The organism is Corynebacterium sp. CQ3829_602738 (genome assembly GCF_054478435.1).
Genome location: NZ_CM137003.1, coordinates 1,567,182 through 1,590,420 on the forward strand (window position 1 = coordinate 1,567,182; position 23,239 = coordinate 1,590,420).

Below are 23,239 nucleotides of genomic sequence, written 5' to 3' on the forward strand. Positions count from 1 at the left end.
CGTCACCCTTAACTTACCAGCGCCTGCCGAGTGCCTAGACTGTCGCCATGCCGCACCCAGCCTTCACGTTCGTCGCGCCGCCCGGCGCCGCGCTCACGGGCCCGCTCGGCGGGCGGCTTTCCGGCTGGAGCGTCCCGATCAAAGACGGCACCGACGTCGCGGGCATGCCCACCACGCACGGCAACCCCGCGCGCACCTACACCGCGCAGGCAACGGACCCGTTCGCGCAGATGCTTATCGACGCCGGAGCGCGCGTCAGCGCCAAAACCCTCACCTCCGAGCTGGGTGCCACCTGCTACGCGGAGCGCCCCGGCGTGGCCGTGCTGGAATCCCCCGCCTTCCCCGGCCGCACGCCCGGCGGCTCCTCCGCGGGCGCTGCCGTCGTGGTGGCGGACGGCACGGTGCGCGCCGCCCACGGCACCGACGCCGGCGGCTCGATCCGCGTGCCGGCCGCGGCCTGCGGGGTGGTGGGGCTGAAATTGGCCAGCCGCGACCTGTCCGCCCACGGGTTTTTCACCCGCAACGTCGCTGACCTGTTCACGCTCACCGGTTGGACGCCGCCCGCGCGAAGAAGGCTGCGCATCGGCGTGCTCACCCGCGGCGTGTTCGCGGACCCTGATGTGGCGGAGGGGCGCGGAGCTGACGTCGAGAAGCTTGCTGCTGCCCTTGGACGCGCCCACGAGGTAGTGGAGATTTCCCCCTACGCCGAGTCGCGCGAGACGTACGAGCACTTCAGCACCACAATCACCCGTTCGTTCAAGGACGTGGACCCGCTGGACAGCGGCTATATCGCGTGGCTGAAAGATCAGGCGCACCGCCTGCGTCCAGAGCAGATCGCCGCGGCGAAGGCGCACACGCGCGCACTCCCCGCGTTGCTTGCGGCGCAGTGGGGCGTGGACGCGGTGCTCTCCCCCACCATCGCGTTCGATCCGCCCCCGCTCGGCTACTTCCCCGCGCTGCGCCCCGAAGCAAGCTTCCACGCGCAGACCGAATGGTCGCCGTGGTGCTCTGTGTTTAACATGCTGCGCACCCCCGCAATCGCGCTCGCGGGGGTGCACCTGGGCAGCCTGACACTCAGCGGCCCGGAGTTGCTCGGCCTGGCGGCGCAGGCCGAACTGTTGCGCGCTTAGGCCACCAGCGTGCCCACCTGCTCGCCGGAGACGGCGCGCGCGATGTTGCCCTCCTGCAGCAGGTTGAACACCAGGATCGGCATGTTATTGTCCATGCACAGGCTGAACGCGGTGGCGTCGGCGACCTTCAGCCCGTTTTCGATGACCTCGCGCGGGGAGATCTCGGAGTACAGCTTCGCGTCCGGGTTCTCGCGCGGGTCGGAGTCGTACACCCCGTCGACGGCCTTGGCCATCAGCAGCACCTCGCAGCCGATCTCCAGCGCGCGCTGGGCGGCGGTGGTGTCCGTGGAGAAGTACGGCATGCCCATGCCGGCGCCGAAGATGACCACGCGGCCCTTCTCCAGGTGGCGGGCGGCGCGCAGCGGCAGGTACGGCTCGGCGATCTGGGCCATGTTGATGGAGGTCTGCACGCGGCAGTCCACGCCCATCTGCTGCAGGAAGTCCTGCAGCGCCAGGCAGTTCATCACCGTGCCCAGCATGCCCATGTAGTCGGAGCGCGCGCGGTCCATGCCGCGCTGCTGCAGCTCGGCGCCGCGGAAGAAGTTGCCGCCGCCGATGACCACGGCCACCTCGGTGCCTGCGCGTGCCACGTCCGCGATCTGGCGTGCGACGGACTCGACCACGTCCGGGTCGATGCCGACCTTGCCTCCGCCGAACATTTCACCGCCCAACTTCAGCATCACTCGCTTGAAACCTGTGCGGCTGGGATTGAGGTCAGTCACCGAAATTCGCTCCTTTTGCGCGGCGGGATGTGCAGATGTTCGCAGACGATTCTAGACGTGCTTTAATGCGCACACCGAAACGTGCAATTGGGGGCATCATGCTTCACGACGAAGCCCCGCACACGCCACCGGCCCAACTGGGCGGAAGCGGTGCGGGGCTTTGCGGTTAGCGCAGCTTAAGGCAGCAGCTTAAGCCTGGCCGACCTCGAAGCGGACGAAGTCCAGGACCTCGATGCCGTTCTCCTCGGCGTACTGCTTGACGGTCTTCTTGGAGTCAGACAGCGCCGGCTGATCCAGCAGAACAACGTCCTTGAAGAAGCCGCCCATGCGGCCCTCGACGATCTTGGCGATGGCAGCTTCCGGCTTGCCCTCGTTGCGGGTGATCTCTTCCTGGACCGCGCGCTCCTTCTCAACGACGTCCGCCGGGACGGACTCCTGGTTGAGGTAACGAGCCTTCATCGCGGCGATCTGCAGAGCGACCTGGTGCGCTGCCTCGGCGTTGTCCCCGGTGTAGGACACCAGCACGCCGACTGCCGGCGGGAGGTCCGCAGCCTTCTGGTGCAGGTACGCCTCAACACGCTCGCCCTCGATGGTGGCGGCGCGGCGCAGCTCGAGCTTCTCGCCGATCTTGGCGGAGAGGCGCTCCAGGACGTCGTGCGCGGTCTCGCCGTTCACGTCTGCGTTCGCCAGCTCCTCCTGGGAGTTCGCCTTCGCTGCGGCGGCTGCGTCAGCGATCTGGGCTGCGATGTCTTTGAACTCCTGGTTCTTGGCCACGAAGTCGGTCTCGGAGTTGATCTCGATGATGGTGTTGCCGGAAACGGCGACCAGGCCCTCGAGGGCGTTGCGCTCAGCGCGCTTGCCCACGTCCTTCGCGCCCTTGATGCGGAGGTTCTCGACGGCCTTATCGAAGTCGCCGCCGGTCTCCTCGAGTGCCTTCTTGCAGTCGAGCATGCCGGAACCGGTGGTCTCGCGGAGCTTCTTGACGTCAGCAGCAGTGTAGTTCGCCATAGTGGGCGATCCTCCTCGTGAATGTGTTGCTAAAAGTGTTCAAACCGTTTCAAGCGTAGCCGACAGTACTCGCTGTGGCACGGCTTGGAACGGGGCGCACACAAAACACCCCGCGCCCGCACTGTCCCGGGCGTGAAAGCCGGCGGGCGTGAGCGGAACGCGGGGTGCGCGTGCAGGTGGCGTGAGCCGGAAAGCTTACGCCTGGGTTGCAGACTCGTCGCCGGACTCGTTCGCCTTGGCCTCAGCCTGCTCAGCTGCGCGGACAGCGTGCGGCTGCTCAACCTCGGCAACTTCCTGCGGAGCGGCGGACTCAGCTGCGACGGCAGCCTTCGCTGCGTCAGCTGCGGAGACTTCCTCGGAAGCTGCAGCCTGGGCAGCGGCCTCTGCGGCCTCTGCCTGACGCTTCGCGTCGTTGTCGCCTGCAGCGTCGCGTGCGGAAGCGAGCTGGCGCTCCTCGCGCTGCTGCTTACCGGCGATGACAGCCTCGCCCACGATGTGGGTGAGCAGCTTCACGGCGCCGATGGCATCGTCGTTGCCCGGGATCGGGAAGTCCACGACGTCCGGGTCGCAGTTGGTGTCCAGGATGGCAACCACCGGGATGCGCAGCTTCTGCGCCTCGTTGACGGCGATGTGCTCCTTGTTGGTGTCCACGATCCACAGCGCGGACGGAGCCTTGGTCATGTCGGCGATGCCGCCCAGCACGCGCTCGAGCTTGATGCGCTCGCGGGTGAGCATGAGGACTTCCTTCTTGCCGCGGCCTGCGTAGCCGTCCTCGGCTGCGTCCATGGCCTGCAGTTCCTTCATGCGGCCGATGCGCTTGGACACGGTCTGGAAGTTGGTGAGCATGCCGCCCAGCCAGCGGTGCGTCACGTACGGCATGCCGACGCGCTGCGCCTCTTCCTGGATCGGCTCCTGCGCCTGCTTCTTGGTGCCGACGAACAGGACGGTGCCGCCGTGTGCGACGGTCTCCTTGACAAACTCGTAGGCCTCATCGATGTAGGTCAGCGTCTGCTGCAGGTCGATGATGTAGATGCCGTTACGGTCGGTGAAGATGAAGCGGCGCATCTTCGGGTTCCAGCGACGCGTCTGGTGGCCGAAGTGCACACCGGCGTCGAGGAGTTCACGCATGGTTACAACTGCCATGGTTTTGTCTCCTTCGGAGAAAGTAGTTCGGTTACATTGCGTATCTCACGTGCGGGTTTTTATCCCGCACCCTGGCACCGTGCTCGCCCTGCACCCTGTGAGAGGGACCGTCGCTGAGCAGGCATTATCCGGCGCGCGTAGTCAGCCCATAAAAGCTGCCCGTGCAACACTACCCGCTTACGTCCGCAAAACCTAATCTCATCTGCACATTCTGTGGATAACACCGCAGCAGGCACCGGGTTATCCACAGATTTCCGCAACCAGGCTAGTTTTCTTGCGTCCTGCGTGCTCCTATTCACGCATGCGCCTATCGACGATCCTCCGGTCCACCACCGCCCTCATCCTTGCCGCCGCCACCTGCGCCGCCCCGGCAGCCGCCTGGGTCGATCCCGCCGCCGGCACCCCGCACCCGGCGGCGGTGGCGCGGCCCGCTGACATCCCGGAGCAGAACTGGAAGCCCGGCCACCGCGGCGTGGATCTGCCTCTTCGCATCGGCGCCGACGTACTGGCCGCCGGCGATGGCGTGGTGGCGTTCGTTGGCGCGGTGGCCGGCACCCCGGTGGTCTCCGTCGACCACGCCGGCGGGATCCGCACCACGTACCAGCCGGTGCGCTCCCCGCTGACTGTCGGCGACAAGGTGAAAGAGGGCGAGCCGATTGGCACTCTCGCGCACGCCCCGGCGGGGTTTTCCGGCTCCCACGACGGCCTGCACTGGGGCGCGCTTACGGGCAAGGACGCCTACATCGACCCGCTCACACTGTTGGAGGCGCCGCGGATCCGGCTCAAACCCCTGGACGGCTCCCCTACGCGCGCGGGTGCGCCTGGTCGTAGACGCGCTTGAGCCGCTGCGCGGAGACGTGGGTGTAAATCTGCGTGGTTTGCAGGCTGGAGTGACCGAGCATCTCTTGCACCACGCGCAGGTCCGCCCCGCCTTCCAGCATGTGGGTGGCAGTGGTGTGGCGCAGCGTGTGCGGGCTGACATTTTCTACGCCGGCGCGCTGCCCGGCGCGCTCGACGATGCGGCGCACCTGGCGCTGGTCGATGCGCCCGCCGCGGGAGCCGACGAACATCGCCGGCGTGTCGCCCGCAAGTTCTGCACGGCCGAATTCCAGCCACTCGGAGACGGCCGCTGCGGCTTCGTCGCCGAACGGCACGACGCGTTGCTTGTTGCCCTTGCCGGTGACGTGCGCCAGGCCTCGGGCTAAGTCCACGTCGCCGAGATTTAAGCCCGTCAGCTCCCCGACGCGGATGCCGGTGGCGTAGAGCAGCTCGAGCATGGCGCGGTCGCGCAAAAACTCGGCCGGGTGGGCGTCGTCGGCGGTGCCCGCCTCAACGAGCTCCCCGGCGCGCTCGCCCTTGACCACCGTGGGCAGCGGGCGGTTGACCTTCGGCGCTTTCAGCCGCGCCGCGGCATCGGTGCTGATGTATCCCTGGCGGTAGGCCCAGGTGGAAAAGGCGCGGGCGGCGGCGGTGCGGCGCGCGAGCGTGGCGCGGCTCTTGCCAGCACTCATCGCGTCCGCCAGCCAGCGCCGCAGCGCGTCGAGGGTGAACGCGTCGAAGGTATCTGCGTAGCCCGCGAGCCCTTTCAGGTCCGCGACGTAGCCCTTGACCGTGTTCGGGGAGCGGCCGAGGACAAGTTCAGCGTATTCGGCGAAGTCTTCCACCGCCGCCTGCACTTGCCCCAGCTGTTTACTCATGTCACGGCAGTGTACCCGCTCCCCCTAACCCGGGCTGTTCCACCCGCGACCAGAGCCGCTTGTCGCGCTCCACCAACCCGCGCTTGGACAGGTCCATCAGGATGTGCACCGTCAGCGCGATGGAAAGCCCCGAATCCGCCGCCACCGCCTCGGCTTCCCGGCCGGCGCGGCCGGCGGGCGGAAGGGCGTCGTAAATGCGCAGCTCGTTGCGCGAGAGCTGCTGGGTCACGCTCGGCGGGTACTCCATCTCCATCTGCTCTTCGGCGCTGAACTCGCCGACGGCGGAGAGCTGCTCGTGGATCTGGCCGGCGTTGAGCACCATCTCGGCCTCGTTGTTCTGGATGGCCAGGTTGGCGCCGAGGGATTGCGCGTCCGTGACAGGCCCCGGCACCGCCATGGCGGTGCGGTTGAACACGTTGACCCACTTCAGGGTGTTCAGCGCCCCGGAGCGAAACGGCGCTTCCACCAGCACGGTGCCCAGCGTTAGCGCCGCCACGAGTCGGTTTCTGGTGAGGAAGCGGTGCCTGTCCGGGGTGACCGAGGGCGGATACTCCGTCATCAATGCGCCGCCCGTGGCCACCACGCGCTCGAAGAGCGCCTTGTTGGAGCGCGGGTAGTGCTCGCCAGGCCCGCAGGCCGCCACCACCACGGTCGGGGTGTGCACGTCCATGGCCGTCGTGTGGGCGACCGTGTCGATGCCCAGCGCGCCGCCGGAGACCACCGTGTAGTTGTGCCCGCCCAGCCCCGCAACCAGGTCTTTGGTTGCCATGTGTCCGTACTTGGTGGCGTGGCGGGTGCCCACCACGCCGACGGACTGGGCGAACAGCCCCGGCAGGTTGGTGTTGCCCGCAACCCACAGCGCGTGCGGCGCAATGCCGTCTGGCTGGTGGCTGGCCTTGCTCGCCGCCCCCGTCTGCTGGCGGCCAAACGAACACTGGATCGCCTCCGTCGGCCACTGCGGCGACTCCGGGGTGATAAGCGTGTAGCCGAGCTCCGCCGCGAACTCGAGGTCTTCGGCCGGGCGGTCCCAGGTGTATCGGTTCTCGGTCTGCGACAGCAGGCCGCCGATCCAGGTGGCGCGGGTGCGCACACCGTCGGCGATCTCGTCCGCGGTCTTGCCCACGCGCAGAAGCGCCTGGATGTGGTGCGACGGCCCCTCCACCACCCGTGAGAGGTAGGCCCAGGATTCCAACGACGACATCTACGCCACCTCCTGCTGCTGCAGCTGGTGCTCGCGCATCTCCACCGCGCGGCAGACATGGTGGATGTCCGGCTGGTCCATCTCTTCCAAGTCCGCGAGCGTCCAGGCCAGCTTGAGGCATTTATCCACCCCGCGCTGCGTGATCTTGCCGTGGACCAGCTCCGCCTGCAGCATCGCCATCGCCGATTCCTTGGCGGGGAAATGTCTGCGGATCAGCGTCGCGGGCACACGTCCGTTGACGTCCTCGTCGCAGCCCGCTTTCCCCCACCGGGCTGCGGCGCGCTCGCGGGCGGCCGCCACACGCTGGGCGATGCTTCTCGACGGCTCCGCGTCCCTCGGGCTGAGCACCGCCGCGTCGCCCGAAGTGGTCACGAACACGTCCAGGCGGTCCTTCAACGGTCCGGAGACGTTGCTTAAGTGCCGCGCCCGCTGCGGGGACTTGCACGAGCACTGCCCGTTGATCCGTTGGCACGCACACGGGTTCGCCGCCAGCACCAGCTGGAAATCCGCCGGGTAGACCACTTCCCTTCTCGCGCGTGTCAGCCGCACCTCGCGTTTTTCCAGCGGGATGCGAAGCGCGTCGAGCACCGGCGCCGGAATCTCCGAGGCCTCGTCCAAAAACAGCACCCCGCGGTGCGCCTGGCTCACCACACCGGGCCTCGGCGTGCCGCCTCCCCCGCCGATCAGCGCCACGCGCGTCAGCGAGGGGTGCGGGGCGATAAACGGCCGCGTTTCCACAACCCCACCGCCGGACACCCCGGCCGCGGAGTGGATGGCGGTGACCTCGACCATCTCCTGCACATCCATCGGCGGCAGGATCGACGGGATGCGCTCCGCCAGCATGGACTTGCCCGAGCCCGGCGGGCCGATCATCATCACGTGGTGCCCGCCGGCCGCCGCCACCTCGAGGGCCTCGCGCTCCTCGGACATCCCCGCCAGGTCCTGGAAATCCGGCACCGCCCGCTGCGGCGCGTCAGCTTCCGGCGCTGTTGCGGGCTCGAGCTCCACCTCGCCGGCGATCCACCGCCACACCTGCGCAAGCGAATCCGCCACCAACACCTCCCGGCGGCCCAGCAACGCGGCCTCGGCGGCGTTGGCCCTGGGCACGACGACGGTGCGGATTGGCTCTGCCGCGTCGAAGGCTGCGATGAGCATCGGCAGCACGCCTTCGGCCCGTCGCAAAGTCCCGTCCAGGGCCAGCTCCCCGCAGAACATCGTGGACGCGAGCGTGCGTTCCACCCGCGGATCCAGGCTGCCCAGCACCGCCAGGGCGATCGGCAGGTCAAAGTGCGAGCCGGCCTTCGGCAGGTGCGCGGGCGAGAGCGACACCATGATCTTCGTGCGCGGCCACGGCAGGGAAGAATTCGAAATCGCGGTGCGGATGCGATCGCGCGACTCTTTCACAGCCGCGTCGCCCAACCCCACCATGTGCATGCCGGGCAACCCGGCGCCAACGTTTGCCTCCACCGTGACCAGGCGGGCGGTGACCCCCTCCACGGTCGCGCTCATCGTGCTAGCAAGCGCCATCTTCCACCCCCGGGAACCGGCGCAGGATGTAATCCTCCCCATCGAAGACCACCTCCACCACGTCGAAGCGGATCGGGCGGTACTGGCCCTGCGAATGCTTGTCCAGCCACTGCGCCGCGCACCGGCGCATGGTGTTCAGCTTCTTCGTGGTCACCGCCTCCGCGGCGCCGAACGCGGTGCCGCGGCGGGACTTCACCTCCACGAAGACGACGGTGCCGTCCTCGTCCTCGACGACGGCGTCGATTTCGCCCGCCCGCATGCGCTGCCGGTGGCCCAAGAGGGTGTAGCCCTCGTCCTCGTACCACCTGATGGCGGCGTGCTCGCCTGCCCTGCCCAGCTCCCACTGGTCCTGATAGTTCACCTGCACGGTGCCTCCCCGTTTCATAGAGTTGCCAAAAATGTTGGTCCTCTATCAGACGCGGAAGGCCCCGCCGCGGTTCCATGGCGCGGGCAGTTTTGTAAAACTCGGCGACCGCACCGGAATTTGGCCAGGTGAATCCCTGACGCAAAGCGCGACACGCCGAGTTTTACAAACGGTTCGCGACAGCCCTATTCCGGGAAGGTCAGATCGGGCTTGTCCAGCTCCTCGATGTTGACGTCCTTGTAGGTGATCACACGCACGTATCGCACGAAGCGCACGGCGCGGTACATGTCCCACACCCACGCGTCCGACATCAGCACCTCGTAGTAGACGTCGCCGCCGTCGGTGTGCGGGATGAGTTTCACGGCGTTGGCCAGGTAGAACCGGCGCTCCGTTTCCACCACGTAGGAGAACTGGCTGGCCACGTCCCGGTACTCGCGGTAGAGGGAAAGCTCGACGTCAGCCTCGTAGTTGTCAAGATCCTCGGCGCTCATGCGTGCCCCTTCTTGCTGGACTGCCAATAGAAGTCGTCAGCGTCCCTGACGTTCGCATAACTATAACGGTGCTCGGGGCTCGCACCGTGGCGGCGCACCGCGTCCATGTGCACCTTCGTGGAATAACCCTTGTGGCCCTCTAGCCCGTACTGGGGAAACTTCTGGGCCATTTTGCACACCAGCCGGTCCCGGCTCACCTTGGCCAGCACGCTTGCTGCGGCGATGCAGCGGGCGGTGTAGTCGCCTCCCACCACCGGCAGTTGGGGTGAGGGAAGGCCGGGGATACGGAACGCGTCGACAAGCACGTAGCCCGGCTGCACCGAAAGCCTGGCGACGGCGCGACGAGCGCCGTCGATGTTGGCGTGTTGGATGCCGCGGCGGTCAATCTCTGCCGCGGAGATGTGCACCACGGAGTACGCCACCGCGATGTCTTTCACAGCGTCGAACAGAATGTCGCGCTTGCGGGCGGTGAGCTTCTTAGAGTCCGTGAGCTCCGCCAGCGCCGGCTGTGGCTTTGGCGAAAGCACGCACGCGGCGATAGTGATGGGGCCGAAACACGCGCCCCGGCCAGCTTCGTCCACCCCCGCCACCGGGCCGAAACCCGCCTTGTCCAAGGCGACCTCGTAGGTGCGCAGCTGTTTTAAGCGCCGCACGGGCCTACTGCTGGATGTCCGGGTCGCTCACGCCCTGCATGCGGTTGACCGGGAAGACCACTGCCTTGACCTTGCCGCGGATGTTCTCCTCCGGGATGGTGCCCTGGAACTGGTCGCCCATGTGCGCGCGCGAGTCCAGTGAATTGGTGCGGTTGTCGCCCATCATGAAGTAGTTGCCCTCCGGCACCGTCACCGGGCCGAAGTACGGCCCGCCGCAGGCGTCGGAGCCTGTGGATTTATCCACCGGGTAGAAGTTCGGCTGCAGAATGTAGGACTGGTCGATGGGCTTGCCGTCCACCATGATCGCCGGGTCCCCCGCCTGGCAGGACACCGTCTGCCCGCCGGTAGCGATGATGCGCTTGACCAGGGTGTTTTCGTCCTTCGGCACCAGGCCCACCCAGGAGCCAACCTCCTGCATGCCCCGGATGACCGGGTTGGAGGAACGGTTGGAGTCGAAGCCCGTGTTCCAGGAATCGGTGCCGGCGAAGACAATCACGTCGCCCGGCTCCGGGTCGGAGAAGTAGTAGCTGACCTTCTCCACGAAGATGCGGTCGCCGGAGCCGGACTCGCCGTGCAGCGTGGGCTCCATGGAGGCGGACGGGATGACGTAGAGGCGGCCGATGAACGTCTGGATCACAAACATGATCAGAAGCGTCAGCACCACCACGACCGGGATCTCCACGTACCAGGGAAGCTCTTTCTTCTCCTCCGGCTCGTCCGCGGCCGGCTGCTGCGCCACCGGGGCGGCCTCATAGCGCGGCTCGGCGGCGTACGGGTTGTGGGGCTGTGCAGGCTTCGAGGCGGAAGGCTCGCCTGCGGGTCCGTTCACGTTGGTCACCCGGGATACGTTAGCACCGCGGGAGCCGTCGACAAGCAAAGTGCCCCGCCCGAGCGAACTCGGACGGGGCACTTGTGCGCGCTGAAACTAGCGGCGCTCCTTGATGCGGGCAGCCTTGCCGCGCAGGTCACGCATGTAGTACAGCTTCGCGCGGCGGACGTCGCCCTTGCGGACAACCTCGATCTTCTCGATGTTCGGGGAGTGCACCGGGAAGGTACGCTCAACGCCGATGCCGAAGGAGACCTTGCGCACGGTGAAGGTCTCGCGGATGCCCGCGCCCTGGCGGCGGACCACAAAGCCGGTGAAGACCTGGGTACGGGTCACAGAACCCTCGATAACCTTGACGTGGACGTCGAGGGTGTCGCCCGGGCGGAAGTCCGGGATGTCGTCGCGCAGCTGGCCTGCGTCGACAAGATCAATGATGCCGTTGCTCATGAAAGCAATCCTTTACGTGTTCGGACAGAGGACCCTGGCGGCACTTCCCCACCTGGGGCGCTCGGCCGGTTCATGTCGATTACAAGAACCTGCAGCATTTTACATATGCGCCGGTCACTTCCCAAATCCGGCGCGTTTCAACGCGTCGGCCATCGAGCCGGATGCTTCTCGACGTCCCTCCGGCCTACCCCGCTTCCGACCCTTGCCCGAAGTCTTGCCCTGCTGCTTGCGCTGCTTCATCTGCGCCGGCTGGCCCGGCTCGTCGTCAAGCCGCAAGCTCAGCCCGATGCGGTTGCGGGCGACGTCGACATCCATGACCTTGACTTTCACCACCTCGCCGGAGCGCACCACCTCGTGCGGGTCCGAGACGAACTTATGGCTCATGGCGGAGACGTGGACCAGCCCGTCCTGGTGCACGCCCACGTCCACGAACGCGCCGAAGGCGGCGACGTTGGTCACCGTGCCTTCCAGGATCATGCCGGGTTTGAGGTCCTTGACCTCGTTGACGCCTTCCTTGAACTCGGCGGTCTTGAATTCCGGGCGCGGGTCGCGGCCCGGCTTGTCCAGCTCGGCAAGGATGTCGGTGACGGTGGGCACGCCGAACTGTTCGTCGGCGAAGTCTGCCGGGGCGAGCTTGGTCAGCACCGCGGTGTTGCCGATGAGCTGCTCGGTGCTCAAACCTGTGGCCTGGGCGACGCGCTCGACCACCGGGTAGGCCTCCGGGTGCACCGCGGAGCCGTCGAGCGGGTTGGCCCCGCCCTGGATGCGCAGGAAGCCGGCGGCCTGCTCGAACGCCTTCGGGCCGAGGCGCGGCACCTTGCCCAACTCCTTGCGGGTGGTGAACCGGCCGTTTTCGTCGCGGTAGGCCACGATGTTCTTCGCCACCGTGCCTGACAGGCCGGCCACGCGCTCGAGCAGCGGCGCCGAGGCGGTGTTGACGTCCACGCCGACGGAGTTCACCGCGTCCTCCACCACTGCGTCCAGCGTCTGGGCGAGCGCGGTCTGGTTCACGTCGTGCTGGTACTGGCCCACGCCGATGGACTTCGGGTCCACCTTGACCAGCTCCGCCAACGGATCCTGCAGGCGGCGGGCGATGGAGACCGCCGAGCGCAGGGAGACGTCCATGTCCGGGAACTCCTCCGCCGCGATCTGGCTGGCGGAGTACACCGACGCGCCGGACTCGGACACCACCACCGGGGTCGGCCGCTTCCCGCCCGCCTGGGCGATCAGGTCCGCCACCTCACCAGCGAGTTTTTCCGACTCGCGCGAAGCCGTGCCGTTGCCCACTGCGATGAGCTCCACACCGTGCTGCGCGGCCAGCGACGCCAGCTCAGCGCGCGAGGCGTCCCAGCGGTTCTGCGGCTGGTGCGGATACACAATCGTGGTGGCAAGCACCTTGCCGGTCTCGTCCACCACGGCGCACTTCACGCCGTTGCGGTAGCCCGGATCCAGCGCCAGCGTTGCCCGCTGGCCTGCCGGCGCGGCAAGCAGCACGTCGCGCAGGTTGGTCTTGAACACTTCCAGCGCGCCCTCCTCCGCCTTCTCCTTCAAGCGCATGCGGGTGTCCAGGTTCGCGGAGACCTGCAGCTTGGTGCGCCAGCCCCAGCGCACCGCCTTGGCCAGCCATTCGGAATCTTTCACCGGCAGGTCGAAGCGTTCCGCGATCATGCCCTCGTACACGGCCTCCTCGCCCGGGTCCATGTCCAGGGTGAGCACGCCCTCGGCTTCGCCGCGCAGCAGCGCCAAGATGCGGTGGCTGGGCAATTTCTCAAAGGGCTCGGAGAATTCGAAGTAGTCCGCGAACTTCGCGCCCTCGGTTTCTTTGCCCTCCACCACGGCGGAGCGCATGGTGCCCTGGGCGTACACGCGGTCACGCACCTCGCCGACTAAGTCCGCGTCCGTGGCGAAGCGGTCCACCAGGATCGCGCGGGCGCCCTCGAGCGCGGCCTTCGCGTCCGGGAAGCCCTCCGACAGGTAGGCCTCTGCCAGGGTTTCGGGGTCGACCGAAGGGTCGTCGATAAGCTGCTGCTCCAACGCCTCAAGCCCGGCCTCGCGCGCGATGTCCGCCTTAGTCTTGCGGCGCTTTTTGTACGGCAGGTAGAGGTCCTCCACGCGCGCCTTCGTGTCAGCGCTAAGGATCGCCTGCTTCAGCTCGTCGGTAAGTTTGCCCTGCTCGTCGATGCTTTCCAGCACGGCCTGCTTGCGCTCGGCGAGCTCCAGCAGGTAGGTGTTGCGCTCCTCGATGTGGCGCAGCTGCGCGTCGTCGAGGCCGCCCGTGGCCTCCTTGCGGTAGCGGGCGATGAACGGGACGGTGTTACCCTCGGCGAGCAGTTTCAGCGCCTGCTCGACCTGGTTGTCCCGCACATTGATTTCGTTCGCGATGGTGGCTGCGATTGATGTCATTCGGACGAGTCTAGTCGCGGGCGTTTCGCGCAAGCTTTACAACAGCACCTGCGCCAGAAGCGAGCCCACCAGATAGGTTAAACCTTTTTAGTCTCGCCGGACTGATAAGCCCCAGGTGGCAGCGCCTTTTCCACCGCACGCGTCGCCTCATCGAGCGCGAGCGCGGTGCGCCCGGCGACGGTGAGCGTATCCCCCTCCAGGGTGATCTCGGGTTCGCGGTAGCCCGCCTTCTTCAAGGCCCTGCGCAATTGCTTCACGACGATCCGCGTCGCCCCGTCCACCCTCACCGTCGTGAGCACGTCGCGGGCGTCCAACATGAACCGGTCGTCCTCGCTCAGGCCGGCGGCCTCGAGCAGCTCGGGGCGCACCTCGCGGGTGCGCTTCAGCGACTGCTCGCGGCGCCACGCCTCCACCTTGGCGTGGTCGCCGGACGTGAGCACCGACGGTGACTCAAGGCCGCGCCACACACGCGGCTTGGTGTAGCTCGGGCCCTCGAGCAGACCGTCGGAGAAGCTGTCGTCCTCGTGGCTTTCGGTGTTGCCCAGCACGCCCGGGATCAGGCGCGTGACCGCCTCCGCGATGACCAGGACGGCAACCTCGCCGCCGATCAGCACATAGTCGCCGATGGAGACCTCGCGCACCCGGTAGCGCTTCTTCGCATCCTCGAAAACGCGCTGGTCGATGCCCTCGTAGCGCCCGCAGGCGAACACGATGTGCTCCTCGCGCGACCACGCCTGCGCGTCCTTTTGCGTGAATGGCTTGCCGGCCGGGGTGGGCACGAGCAGCAGCGGCTTGGTGCTGTCCTCGCCGCCTTCGTACGGACGGGGTGCCACCTCGTGCACGTCGTCGTGGCGCAGCTTGTCGTTGCGGTGCGCGGCCGCGGTGTCGAGGGATGTTCCGGGGCGGCCTTCGGCAACGTCGTCAAGCGCAGGCCCCCACACCTCCGGCTTCATCACCATGCCCGGTCCCCCACCCAGCGGCGGCGCGTCCACAGACTTGTGGTTGCCGGTGGCCCAATCGCGCAGATCGTGCACGCCCACCGACAAGATCCCCTGCTCGATCGCCTTGCCCAGCAGCGCGTGGCGAAGCGGATCGAGGTACTCGGGGAAGATGGTGATGACGTCGAGGCGCAGCTTAGACATCCAGCAGGCCCTCGGGCGGGGTGATGGTGAGGTATCCCGCCTCCGTGTCGAGCTCCGGGACGAAGTCCATCACGAACGGGACCATAACGTCCTTGCCGTTGTAGTCGATCTCCAAGATCTTCCGGTTCGGCGCGTCCATCACGCCGGTGACCTCGCCGACCTCTGCGCCCTCGTGGCGCACCTTCAGGCCGATGAGCTCATGGTTGTAGTACTCGTCCGAGTCCTCTTCACGTTCCAGCGGCTCGGCGAAGAACTTCATGCCCCGCAAGCTGTCAGCGGCAGTGCGGTCCGGCACTTCCTCGAAGCTGACCAGCAGGCGCTTCTGGTGCGGGCGCACCGTCTTCACGGTCAGCTCCCGCTCCTTGCCCGCCTGGCGGCCGGTCAGCACAGCGCCGACAACGATGTGCTCCTCCGACTCGTCCGCCAGCAAATCAACGGCAACTTCACCTTTCACGCCGTGGGACTTGACCACGCGGCCGATCTGCAGCTCCATGGGAGCCAAGACTATCAGCACCCATTCTGCTTACACTGCGCGAGTATGAGGATCTACGAAGGCCCATCCGGCGAAGCTCGCGAGGTGATGTACTCGTTTGACGCCTTCCCCACGCGCCCCGCAATCCGGTTTAAGGTCAGCGGGCGCCCGGATAGCCCCACAACTACTAAGGTGTGCGGGACCCCGTACCTCCCCGAGCACGCACCCTATCCGCGCCGTGACGGACGACCGATGCTGTTCATCGCGCAGTTCAACTTTTCCGAGTTTGAGGCATTACCGGGGTTTCCCACCGAGGGCCTGCTGCAACTCTTCATCCCAGATGAGGATCTGTGGGGCATGGTGTATTCGGAGGAAGACAGAAAGGCATGGGACCGGGTTCCCACTCAGATCGCCCGGTACCTGCCCGACACGTCTGCGCCGCACGTCGGGGAAGTGCCCCACGACGTTGCTGAATCGGACAATCACCCTGCTGAGGAAAACTTCCTTGAAGCCACGACACTGACTGGGGTTCGCACCGAACAACTCACGTCCTGGCGGTCAAAGGAATTCTCCAGCTACGCATTCTACGAGGGTGATCCTCACGCGCTACTGCGCGGGGGCGACGACATAGTCACGCTCCACGAACTCAATTTCCGGATCGTGACCCGTCGTTTCATACGCGGTGAAGAAACTACGCACACCTCCGAGCCAGCGGCTGACAGCCGAGAGGAACTGCTGAACATCTTTGCCACCGCCGTCGCCGCCCTCGAACGCGAAGGGTTCACACTCGATCCCACGGCTGATTCACTCCTCGAGCCGGCCCGCAGCAACTGGAACGAACACACCCGGCTTGGCGGATACCCAGTGTGGCTCACCGACTGCATGTTGCGTCCAGGCGACCCTCGTGTGCTGCTTGCCAGCGTCGCGCACACCGGCTACCTCATGTGGGGAGACAATGGCTACGGCAATTTCTTCATCCACCCTGACGATCTCGCCGCGCGCAACTTCGACCGGGTCATCTTCGGCTGGGAGTGCAGCTAGAGAAAACACACCCTAAACAGCTGCCTCCGCCAACGCGAAACCCCCGTTCCGCGCGCGGTGTGCGGGAACGGGGGTTCGTCGATAAGCGAAGAGTGCTTAGTTCTCCTCAGCCGGAGCGTCCTCGGAAGCCTCGGACTCAGCCTCTGCGGACTCGCCCTCAGCCTCAGCAGCCTCAGCCTCGGCGGCAGCGGCGGCCTCAGCGGCCTCCTTTGCCTCAGCCTCTTCCTTGGCCTTCTTGCGCTTCTCGGTGATGGCCTCGGCGGTCGGGCCGTTCTTGGCCTCCTCCAGAGCCTGGTTGAACAGGTCGAGCTTGGACGGCTTCTCCTCGGCCACCTTCAGGGTGCCCTCGGCGCCGTCGAGGCCCTTGTGCTTCTGCCAATCGCCGGTCACCTTCAGCAGTGCCAGCACCGGCTCGGTCGGCTGCGCGCCGACACCCAGCCAGTACTGAGCGCGCTCGGAATCGATGCGGATCAGCGACGGCTCTTCCTTCGGGTGGTAGATGCCGATGTTCTCGATGACGGCACCGTCGCGGCGGGTGCGGGCGTCAGCGATGACGACGCGGTACTGCGCGTTGCGGATCTTGCCAACGCGCTGCAGCTTGATCTTTACAGCCATGGTGTACTTCCTTTAGGTCACTGGGCAGTGCAGACACTCGCCACTTATCGACGAGCCGGTTCAACCCTTCTTATTTACCCTGCGCGTGCCTGGCCGGGCGACCTCCCGTGCTTCAAAGCACGGGGTGAGACGGATCCGGCGCGTACGCAGTTATGGACTTGTCGTGCCTGGCGAACAAACACGCCGGACAACCCGTGATACCTTACGCGCGCTTTGGCCAGGCTCCAAAACACGCGTCCGCTTTTGCCCGGTCATGCCCGCGCGAGTCTGGTTCGGTCTCGCGAACACGGAACGGTATTGTCCTTAACCGCTTGTGACGATAGTCGGCGCAGCACAGAAGCACACACGACAAGACGGTTTGGAGAAACGGTTGAGTACGACGGCAGGGCACCCACCACAGCCGACGAAGGGCTCCACCGTCTACCGCGTCGACCTGGACGGACTGCGCGGGTTCGCGATCGCGCTCGTGGTGATCTTCCACGTGTTCGTCGGCCGCGTCTCCGGCGGCGTTGATGTGTTCCTGCTGCTGTCCGGCTACTTTTTCCTCGGCGGCCAGCTGCGCTACGCGCTGCGCCCGAACCCGAACCTGAATCCGTGGTGGCCACTGTGGCGAACAATCCGCAGGCTGGTGCCGGCGCTGGCGCTGGTGGTGGTTGCAGTCGTCGGCCTGGTCATGGCGTTCACCCCGGAACTGATGGGCGTGGAGCTGTCGCGCCAGGTCACCGCGTCGATGCTGTACTTCCAAAACTGGGAGCTGATGGCGCAGAACGCAGACTACGCCGCGGCCAGCCAGGAGACTTCCCCCCTGCAGCACCTGTGGTCCATGTCCGTGCAGGGGCAGTTCTACGTTTTTGGCATTTTGCTGGGCTGGGTCGTTGCCGTGGCCGTCGTGAAGCTGCACGCGAAGCCTGAGCACGCCCGCCGCGCCGCGATTGCGCTGCTGGCGGTGATCACCGTGGTGTCGTTCGCTTGGGCCTCTCGCTTCGGGCTGGAGGGCACCGGCGAGAACTACTACTCCACGTTCTCCCGCGCATGGGAGCTCTCCCTCGGCGCGCTGCTCGCCTTCGTGCCGGCGAACCGGTTCCTGCCGCAGGCCACCGCGTGGCTCACCGCGCTGCTCGGCGTGGTGCTCATCGCCGTCACCGGTCTGATCGTGCCCACCTCGCTGGCCTTCCCCGGCCCCGTCGCCCTGATCCCGCTCACCGGTGCGGCGCTGGTGATCCTCTCCGGCAACGCCAACAGCGTGTCCAAGGTGCTCGCCTCCGCCCCGATGACCTGGCTGGGCAGCGTGGCCTACTCGCTGTACCTGTGGCACTGGCCGCTTTTGATCATCGTCACCGTCATCGGCGGCTACGACACCCCGCCGGCCTGGCTGGGCGCACTTGTCATCGTGGTGTCGCTGTGCCTGGCGCACGTCACCCACACGCTCGTGGAGGATCCGCTTCGTCAGCACCGCCAGCGCCCGCGTGGCGACGACCATCCGGTGGCGGACGCGAGAGCGTCGCTACGCACCTTGCCCGGTGCCGCGCGTGCGGTAGGTGGCGCGCTGGCGGCGGCGCTTTTTGCTGTGGCGCTGGCCGTGCAACCGTACTGGGACAACCGAGTTGACAGCGCAGAAAAGGCTCTCGACCCGGTCAACTACCCCGGCGCCCGCGCCTTCCAGGGCGCCCAGGTGCCGGATGTGAAGCCGCAGCCGAACCCGCAACTCATCGCCGGTGTGTTCCCGCCCATTGGTCTCGACGACTGCATGATTTTCCTCCCGGAAGCCCCCGACGCCATGCCCGGCCCAGACTGCACCTACGGCGACCTGGAGGCGGGGACCACGATCGTGCTCGCCGGCGGCTCCCACATCGAACCGTTCATCGTCCCCCTGGACAAACTGGGCAAGGAGCACCACTTCAAGGTCGCCACCTTCGTGCGCCAGGAATGCCCGCTGGTTGTCGGCGGGCCAATGGATCCGGCCAACGAGATCGTCTCCCCCGAGTGCGCCGAGTGGGGCGAAAACGCCATGCAGGAGATCATCAACTTGCAGCCCGACCTGCTGATCTCCACATCCACCCGCCCCGCGGGCCACGCCGGCGACGGCCGCGTCTCCGCCGACTACGTGCCGGAAGCCTACGCCAACCTCTGGCAGCGCCTGGCCGAGCTAGGCATCCCGTTCGTGGGCTTGCGCGACAACCCGTGGATGTTCACCCCCACCGGCGAGCCGATGGACCCGAACCTGTGCATAGTGGCGGGCTACTCCGAGCACGACTGCTCCATGGCCGCGGACATGGTCTACGCTCCCGAGGACCCGGCCGCGTACTTCCTCGACGGCGGTTACGCGCAGTGGGAAATCGACACCGCCGGCTGGTACTGCGTGGACGGTCTGTGCCCACCGCAGATCGGCAACGTGTACATCTACCGCGACCAGAACCACATCTCCAACGCCTACGCCGAGTCGCTGGCTCCGGTTCTGTGGGAGCGCCTCGCGCCGATCTTCGAGGAGCTTTCGCTTCTCGACGCCCCTCCGGCCACCCCGTAGCCCCCCTCGTTCGGGGCGCTCCCGTCAGCTCCCCCCGCGGTTCGGCCCGCTCGTTCCCCGTCACCGCGAGCTCGTCCCCCGCCCCAGCCCGCTCGTTCCCCGTCCCCTCGCGCAGACCCTGGGATCAAGACCCTGGCAACGCGCGATTTTTGCGCGATCCCAGGCTTTGCCTCCCAGGGTCTATGCCCCGGAGCCCCACCCACGCCCACAGCCCCACCGCCGGAGCCCCGCCGCCGGAGCCCCACCCCACAGAACCAGAGCGAGAAACCCCTAGTACGGCCGAAAACTGGCCATACTAGGGGTCCTCCGCTCGGGGTCTGCGGGAGAGTGCCGCCGGTTGGCAACAACGCCCGGGCAGACCGCGGCGCGGCTTAGAAGAACTTGCCCTTCTGCATGCGCTTCATCGCCTCGTTGAAGTCCAGGTTGTTCAGGTCCATGCCCTGCATGCCTGCGGGCAGCTGCTCCTGGAGCTTCTCCAGCTCCTTCGGGTCCGGCATCCCGCCGGGCATCCCCGGCATACCGCCGCCTATGCCCGGCATGCCCGGCATCTTGGGCATGCCACCTCCGCGCTTCGGCGCCTTGCGCTTGCCGTTCTTGCCCTTGCGGCCCTTCGGCTTCTTCTTCGTGGCGGAGCGGCCGCCACCCATGCCCGGCATGCCCGGCAGGCCGAACTGGCTGGCCATCTGTCCCATCATCTTCTTGGCTTCGAAGAAGCGGTCGACGAGCTGGTTGACGTCGGAGACTTTGACGCCGGAGCCGTTGGCGATGCGCTTGCGTCGAGAGGCATTGAGGATCTTCGGGTCCTGGCGCTCCTCGGGCGTCATGCCGCGGATGATGGCCTGGATGCGGTCGAGCTGTTTCTCGTCGACCATGTCGGCCATCTGGTTCATCTGCTTACCGCCCGGCATCATCTTCAGCAGGTTGCCGATCGGGCCCATACGGCGGATCATCAGCAGCTGGTCCAGGAAGTCTTCCAGGGTCAGCTCGCCGGACGTCAGCTTGTTCGCGGCGGCTTCGGCGTCCTGCTCGTTGTAGGTCGCCTCGGCTTGCTCGATCAGGGAGAGCAAATCGCCCATGCCGAGGATGCGGCTGGACATGCGCTCGGGGTGGAAGACGTCGAAGTCTTCGAGCTTCTCGCCTGTAGACGCGTACAGGATCGGCTTGCCGGTGACCTCACGGATGGACAGTGCCGCACCGCCGCGGGCGTCGCCGTCGAGCTTGGTCAGCACCACGCCGGTGAAGTCCACGCCCTGGGCGAACGCCTCGGCGGTCTTGACCGCGTCCTGGCCGATCATGGCGTCGATGACGAAGAGGACCTCGTCGGGGTTGACGGCGTCGCGGATGTTGCGCGCCTGAGTCATCAGCGTTTCGTCGATGCCGAGGCGGCCCGCGGTATCGATGATGACCACGTCGTTCTTGTGGTGCTTGGCGTGCTCGATGCCCTGCTGTGCCACGGCGACCGGGTCGCCGTGGGAGGTGCCCATCTCGTGCTCGTAAGAGTCCAGGGAGGTGCCCGGGTCCGGGGCGAAGGTGGGCACGCCGGCGCGCTCGCCGACGATCTGCAGCTGCTGCACCGCACCCGGGCGCTGCAGGTCGCAGGCCACCAGCATCGGGGTGTGGCCCTGCTTGGCCAGGTGGTGTGCCAGCTTGCCGGCCAGCGTCGTCTTACCGGCGCCCTGCAGACCGGCCAGCATGATCACGGTCGGCGGGTTCTTCGCCATGTTCAGCCGGCGCGTTTCGCCGCCGAGGATGTTAGTCAGCTCCTCGTCGACGATCTTGATCACCTGCTGCGCAGGGTTCAGCGCCGCTGAGACATCGGCGCCGAGCGCGCGCTCCTTGACGCGCTTGATAAACGCGCGCACGACGGTGAGCGAGACGTCCGCCTCAAGCAGGGCGAGACGGATCTCGCGCGCGGTGGCGTTGATGTCTTCCTCGGTGAGCTTGCCCTTGCCGCGCAGGCCGCCGAGGGCTGATTGGAGGCGGTCGGACAGTGACTCGAACACGGTGTGCACGCTCCCTTGTGCTGCTAGCGGAAAATAATCCCCACAAGACTAGCGCGCGCCCCGGGCAATGGGCACATCACTGTGTCATCGCCGGGGCGCGTGGGCGTCGATAGGCAAATGCTTAGCCGAGCAACGCGTCGACGAAGCTTTCCACCTCAAACGGCGCGAGGTCGTCGGCGCCCTCGCCCAGGCCGACGAGCTTGACGGGCACGCCGAGCTCCTCCTGCACCTGGAAGACGATGCCGCCCTTCGCGGTGCCGTCGAGCTTGGTCAGCACCACGCCGGTGATGTCCACGACGTCGCGGAACACGCGCGCCTGCATGATGCCGTTCTGGCCGACGGTGGCGTCCAGCACCAGCAGGACCTCGTCGACGTTGCTCTTCTTTTCCACCACGCGCTTGACCTTGCCCAGCTGGTCCATCAGGCCTGTGGAGGTGTGCAGGCGGCCCGCGGTGTCCACGAGCACGACGTCCGCGCCCTCGGACACGCCGGTGGCCACGGCGTCGAAGGCGACGGACGCCGGGTCCGCCCCCTCCTTGCCGCGCACGGTGGAGGCGCCGACGCGCTTGCCCCAGGTCTCCAGCTGATCCGCGGCGGCCGCGCGGAAGGTGTCGGCCGCGCCGAGGACCACGGAGTGGCCCATGGACACCAGCACGCGCGCAAGCTTGCCAGTGGTGGTGGTCTTGCCGGTGCCGTTGACGCCGACAACCAGGATCACGGCCGGCTTGCCGTCGTTCGGCATCGCCTTGATGGAGCGGTCCATCTCCGGGCGCGCGGCCTCGATGAGCGTCTCGCGCAGCATCGCGCGGGCCTGGTCCTCGGTTTCCACGCCGCGCTCGGCGATCTTCTCGCGCAGCGAGTCGGTGACCTTCATGGTCAGCTCGGCGCCGAGGTCCGCCATAATCAGCGTGTCCTCGATCTCCTCCCAGGCGTCCTCGTCCAGGTCGCCCGCGGTGAGGATGCCGAGCAACCCCTGGCCGATCGCGTTCTGGGAGCGCGACAGGCGCCCGCGCAGCTTGCCCATGCGGCCGGCGGCCGGCGCGATGTCGTCCAGCGGCTCCTCGGTCGGTGCCTCAACAACGACGGCATCCTCGGAGACCTCGGCGCCCTCCCGGCGCGCCTCGTCCGCACTCTCCTGCGCGGCCGCCGCAGCCGCCGCGGCTTCCTCGGCCTCAGCCTCAGCAGCAGTCTGCTTATCGACGGGCTCCGCCTGGACCTCGTCAACCCTCTCCACGGGCTCAGCTGGTTCGACGGGCTGCTCCGGCTCTACGGGCTCAGCGGGTTCCACGGGCTCTGCTGGTGCTGCCACCGGCTCGTTGGGTTCGACCGATTTCTCGACCGGCTCCGCCGGCTCTTCGACAGCGGGCTCGACCGGCTCAACCGGCTCAGCAGGCGCCTCCGGCTCAGCCTTCGCGGGCTGGGTGGTTTCGGTGGGCACCTGCGGTTCGTCGTCACGCGAAATTGCGCGTTCGACGACGGTCTCTTCTTCCTCCTGCTTCGGTGGGACAAAGGCCGCAGCCGCTTCCGGCTTCGGCTTCGCCTCAGTCTTCGGCTTTTCGCGGCGCACCGGCTCCTGCTGCTTCGGCTGCGCATCCGCCTGGGCGAAGTTGAAGCCGCCCTTGGCCTGGTAGTTGCCCGATTTCTCCTGCTGGGTCAGCTCCTTGGGCTCTTCGACCTTGTCAAAGGAGACGGTCTTCGACTCTTTGCGCTTCTTCCCGGCGACAACAACGCCGATGAGGATCAGCGCAATGACGATGACTGCGAGGACAATCCAAAACGCAGTGCTGTTGACTAAAGCATTGAGATCCATGCGCTCTAGTGTGCCAGCAC

Annotated in this window: 20 protein-coding genes and 1 pseudogene; 4 read left to right on the top strand and 17 right to left on the bottom strand. The window is 66.8% G+C overall.

All coding sequences use genetic code 11. The features are described from left to right. Positions 1-47 precede the first annotated feature (47 nt). The gene (locus tag ACX1NL_RS07595; protein ID WP_458897786.1) at positions 48-1,130 is read left to right on the top strand and encodes an amidase family protein; all 1,083 of its coding nucleotides are present in this window, start codon (positions 48-50) and stop codon (positions 1,128-1,130) included. On the opposite strand, the gene pyrH is transcribed toward ACX1NL_RS07595, so the two are convergent. The 3 genes from pyrH to rpsB all read right to left on the bottom strand — a co-directional run bounded on the left by pyrH (position 1,127) and on the right by rpsB (position 4,003). Then, the gene (gene pyrH / locus ACX1NL_RS07600) at positions 1,127-1,810 is read right to left on the bottom strand and encodes a UMP kinase (protein ID WP_070474098.1); all 684 of its coding nucleotides are present in this window, start codon (positions 1,808-1,810) and stop codon (positions 1,127-1,129) included. The genes ACX1NL_RS07595 and pyrH overlap by 4 nt on opposite strands. 231 nt (positions 1,811-2,041) lie before the next feature. Then, positions 2,042-2,860 (bottom strand): translation elongation factor Ts, encoded by an 819-nt coding sequence (gene tsf, locus ACX1NL_RS07605; RefSeq protein WP_181888654.1) that lies wholly within the window; start codon positions 2,858-2,860, stop codon positions 2,042-2,044. Between the two features lie 195 nt (positions 2,861-3,055). Continuing rightward, positions 3,056-4,003: a 30S ribosomal protein S2 gene (gene rpsB, locus ACX1NL_RS07610; RefSeq protein ID WP_239306802.1), complete on the bottom strand. Its 948-nt coding sequence runs from the start codon at positions 4,001-4,003 to the stop codon at positions 3,056-3,058. 301 nt (positions 4,004-4,304) lie between these two features. Here rpsB and ACX1NL_RS07615 point away from each other — a divergent pair, with 301 nt between their 5' ends. Beyond that, positions 4,305-4,844 carry a M23 family metallopeptidase gene (locus ACX1NL_RS07615; protein ID WP_181888656.1) on the top strand — a complete coding sequence of 180 codons (540 nt, stop codon included), beginning with the start codon at positions 4,305-4,307 and terminating at the stop codon, positions 4,842-4,844. Here the strand turns inward: ACX1NL_RS07615 and ACX1NL_RS07620 are convergent. From ACX1NL_RS07620 to rimM, 11 genes and pseudogenes are all read right to left on the bottom strand, one after another. Continuing rightward, positions 4,807-5,700 carry a tyrosine recombinase XerC gene (locus tag ACX1NL_RS07620; protein WP_458897787.1) on the bottom strand — a complete coding sequence of 298 codons (894 nt, stop codon included), beginning with the start codon at positions 5,698-5,700 and terminating at the stop codon, positions 4,807-4,809. The genes ACX1NL_RS07615 and ACX1NL_RS07620 overlap by 38 nt on opposite strands. 1 nt (position 5,701) lies before the next feature. Then, positions 5,702-6,901 (bottom strand): DNA-processing protein DprA, encoded by a 1,200-nt coding sequence (locus ACX1NL_RS07625; RefSeq protein ID WP_269952465.1) that lies wholly within the window; start codon positions 6,899-6,901, stop codon positions 5,702-5,704. Beyond that, positions 6,902-8,428, bottom strand: a complete 1,527-nt coding sequence (locus ACX1NL_RS07630) for a YifB family Mg chelatase-like AAA ATPase (protein ID WP_458897788.1) — start codon at positions 8,426-8,428, stop codon at positions 6,902-6,904. It abuts the gene before it with no gap. Further along, positions 8,415-8,795, bottom strand: coding sequence for a YraN family protein (locus ACX1NL_RS07635; protein WP_239306807.1), 381 nt, complete (start codon positions 8,793-8,795; stop codon positions 8,415-8,417). Before ACX1NL_RS07635 ends, ACX1NL_RS07630 begins: the two co-directional genes overlap by 14 nt. 182 nt (positions 8,796-8,977) lie before the next feature. Continuing rightward, positions 8,978-9,283 carry a DUF2469 domain-containing protein gene (locus ACX1NL_RS07640; protein WP_181888661.1) on the bottom strand — a complete coding sequence of 102 codons (306 nt, stop codon included), beginning with the start codon at positions 9,281-9,283 and terminating at the stop codon, positions 8,978-8,980. After that, positions 9,280-9,936, bottom strand: a complete 657-nt coding sequence (locus ACX1NL_RS07645; protein ID WP_458897789.1) for a ribonuclease HII — start codon at positions 9,934-9,936, stop codon at positions 9,280-9,282. The genes ACX1NL_RS07640 and ACX1NL_RS07645 overlap by 4 nt, the downstream gene beginning before the upstream one ends. A gap of 4 nt (positions 9,937-9,940) precedes the next feature. After that, on the bottom strand, positions 9,941-10,675 hold the full coding sequence (gene lepB / locus ACX1NL_RS07650) for a signal peptidase I (protein ID WP_239356951.1): 735 nt from the start codon (positions 10,673-10,675) through the stop codon (positions 9,941-9,943). A 186-nt stretch (positions 10,676-10,861) separates the two neighbouring features. Then, positions 10,862-11,209, bottom strand: a complete 348-nt coding sequence (gene rplS, locus ACX1NL_RS07655) for a 50S ribosomal protein L19 (RefSeq protein WP_181888664.1) — start codon at positions 11,207-11,209, stop codon at positions 10,862-10,864. Between the two features lie 114 nt (positions 11,210-11,323). Next, positions 11,324-13,612, bottom strand: coding sequence for a Tex family protein (locus tag ACX1NL_RS07660; protein ID WP_458897790.1), 2,289 nt, complete (start codon positions 13,610-13,612; stop codon positions 11,324-11,326). 311 nt (positions 13,613-13,923) lie between these two features. Then, positions 13,924-14,745 (bottom strand): annotated as a pseudogene (gene trmD / locus ACX1NL_RS07665) (tRNA (guanosine(37)-N1)-methyltransferase TrmD); the annotation flags it as partial. Between the two features lies 1 nt (position 14,746). After that, a complete protein-coding gene (gene rimM, locus ACX1NL_RS07670; protein WP_458897791.1) occupies positions 14,747-15,247 on the bottom strand; it encodes a ribosome maturation factor RimM in 501 nt (166 codons plus the stop codon). Positions 15,248-15,292: 45 nt separating this feature from the next. Between rimM and ACX1NL_RS07675 the strand changes: the two genes are divergently transcribed. Further along, positions 15,293-16,267, top strand: a complete 975-nt coding sequence (locus ACX1NL_RS07675; RefSeq protein WP_458897792.1) for a DUF1963 domain-containing protein — start codon at positions 15,293-15,295, stop codon at positions 16,265-16,267. Between the two features lie 96 nt (positions 16,268-16,363). Here the strand turns inward: ACX1NL_RS07675 and rpsP are convergent, their stop codons facing one another. Further along, on the bottom strand, positions 16,364-16,882 hold the full coding sequence (gene rpsP / locus ACX1NL_RS07680; protein WP_181888668.1) for a 30S ribosomal protein S16: 519 nt from the start codon (positions 16,880-16,882) through the stop codon (positions 16,364-16,366). A gap of 370 nt (positions 16,883-17,252) precedes the next feature. Here rpsP and ACX1NL_RS07685 point away from each other — a divergent pair, with 370 nt between their 5' ends. Continuing rightward, complete coding sequence (locus ACX1NL_RS07685; protein ID WP_458897793.1) at positions 17,253-19,406, top strand: acyltransferase family protein; 2,154 nt, start codon at positions 17,253-17,255, stop codon at positions 19,404-19,406. Positions 19,407-19,777: 371 nt separating this feature from the next. Here the strand turns inward: ACX1NL_RS07685 and ffh are convergent, their stop codons facing one another. After that, positions 19,778-21,409: a signal recognition particle protein gene (gene ffh / locus ACX1NL_RS07690; RefSeq protein ID WP_458897794.1), complete on the bottom strand. Its 1,632-nt coding sequence runs from the start codon at positions 21,407-21,409 to the stop codon at positions 19,778-19,780. Positions 21,410-21,530: 121 nt separating this feature from the next. Beyond that, a complete protein-coding gene (gene ftsY, locus ACX1NL_RS07695; protein ID WP_458897795.1) occupies positions 21,531-23,219 on the bottom strand; it encodes a signal recognition particle-docking protein FtsY in 1,689 nt (562 codons plus the stop codon). Positions 23,220-23,239 lie beyond the last annotated feature (20 nt).

What these genes read in the sequence shown, in the direction of transcription:
- ACX1NL_RS07595 (WP_458897786.1), top strand. Translation starts at nt 48, where the DNA reads ATGCCGCACCCAGCCTTCACGTTCGTCGCGCCGCCCGGCGCCGCGCTC.
- pyrH (WP_070474098.1), bottom strand. Translation starts at nt 1,810, where the DNA reads ATGCTGAAGTTGGGCGGTGAAATGTTCGGCGGAGGCAAGGTCGGCATC.
- tsf (WP_181888654.1), bottom strand. Translation starts at nt 2,860, where the DNA reads ATGGCGAACTACACTGCTGCTGACGTCAAGAAGCTCCGCGAGACCACC.
- rpsB (WP_239306802.1), bottom strand. Translation starts at nt 4,003, where the DNA reads ATGGCAGTTGTAACCATGCGTGAACTCCTCGACGCCGGTGTGCACTTC.
- ACX1NL_RS07615 (WP_181888656.1), top strand. Translation starts at nt 4,305, where the DNA reads ATGCGCCTATCGACGATCCTCCGGTCCACCACCGCCCTCATCCTTGCC.
- ACX1NL_RS07620 (WP_458897787.1), bottom strand. Translation starts at nt 5,700, where the DNA reads ATGAGTAAACAGCTGGGGCAAGTGCAGGCGGCGGTGGAAGACTTCGCC.
- ACX1NL_RS07625 (WP_269952465.1), bottom strand. Translation starts at nt 6,901, where the DNA reads ATGTCGTCGTTGGAATCCTGGGCCTACCTCTCACGGGTGGTGGAGGGG.
- ACX1NL_RS07630 (WP_458897788.1), bottom strand. Translation starts at nt 8,428, where the DNA reads ATGGCGCTTGCTAGCACGATGAGCGCGACCGTGGAGGGGGTCACCGCC.
- ACX1NL_RS07640 (WP_181888661.1), bottom strand. Translation starts at nt 9,283, where the DNA reads ATGAGCGCCGAGGATCTTGACAACTACGAGGCTGACGTCGAGCTTTCC.
- rplS (WP_181888664.1), bottom strand. Translation starts at nt 11,209, where the DNA reads ATGAGCAACGGCATCATTGATCTTGTCGACGCAGGCCAGCTGCGCGAC.
- ACX1NL_RS07660 (WP_458897790.1), bottom strand. Translation starts at nt 13,612, where the DNA reads ATGACATCAATCGCAGCCACCATCGCGAACGAAATCAATGTGCGGGAC.
- rimM (WP_458897791.1), bottom strand. Translation starts at nt 15,247, where the DNA reads ATGGAGCTGCAGATCGGCCGCGTGGTCAAGTCCCACGGCGTGAAAGGT.
- ACX1NL_RS07675 (WP_458897792.1), top strand. Translation starts at nt 15,293, where the DNA reads ATGAGGATCTACGAAGGCCCATCCGGCGAAGCTCGCGAGGTGATGTAC.
- rpsP (WP_181888668.1), bottom strand. Translation starts at nt 16,882, where the DNA reads ATGGCTGTAAAGATCAAGCTGCAGCGCGTTGGCAAGATCCGCAACGCG.
- ftsY (WP_458897795.1), bottom strand. Translation starts at nt 23,219, where the DNA reads ATGGATCTCAATGCTTTAGTCAACAGCACTGCGTTTTGGATTGTCCTC.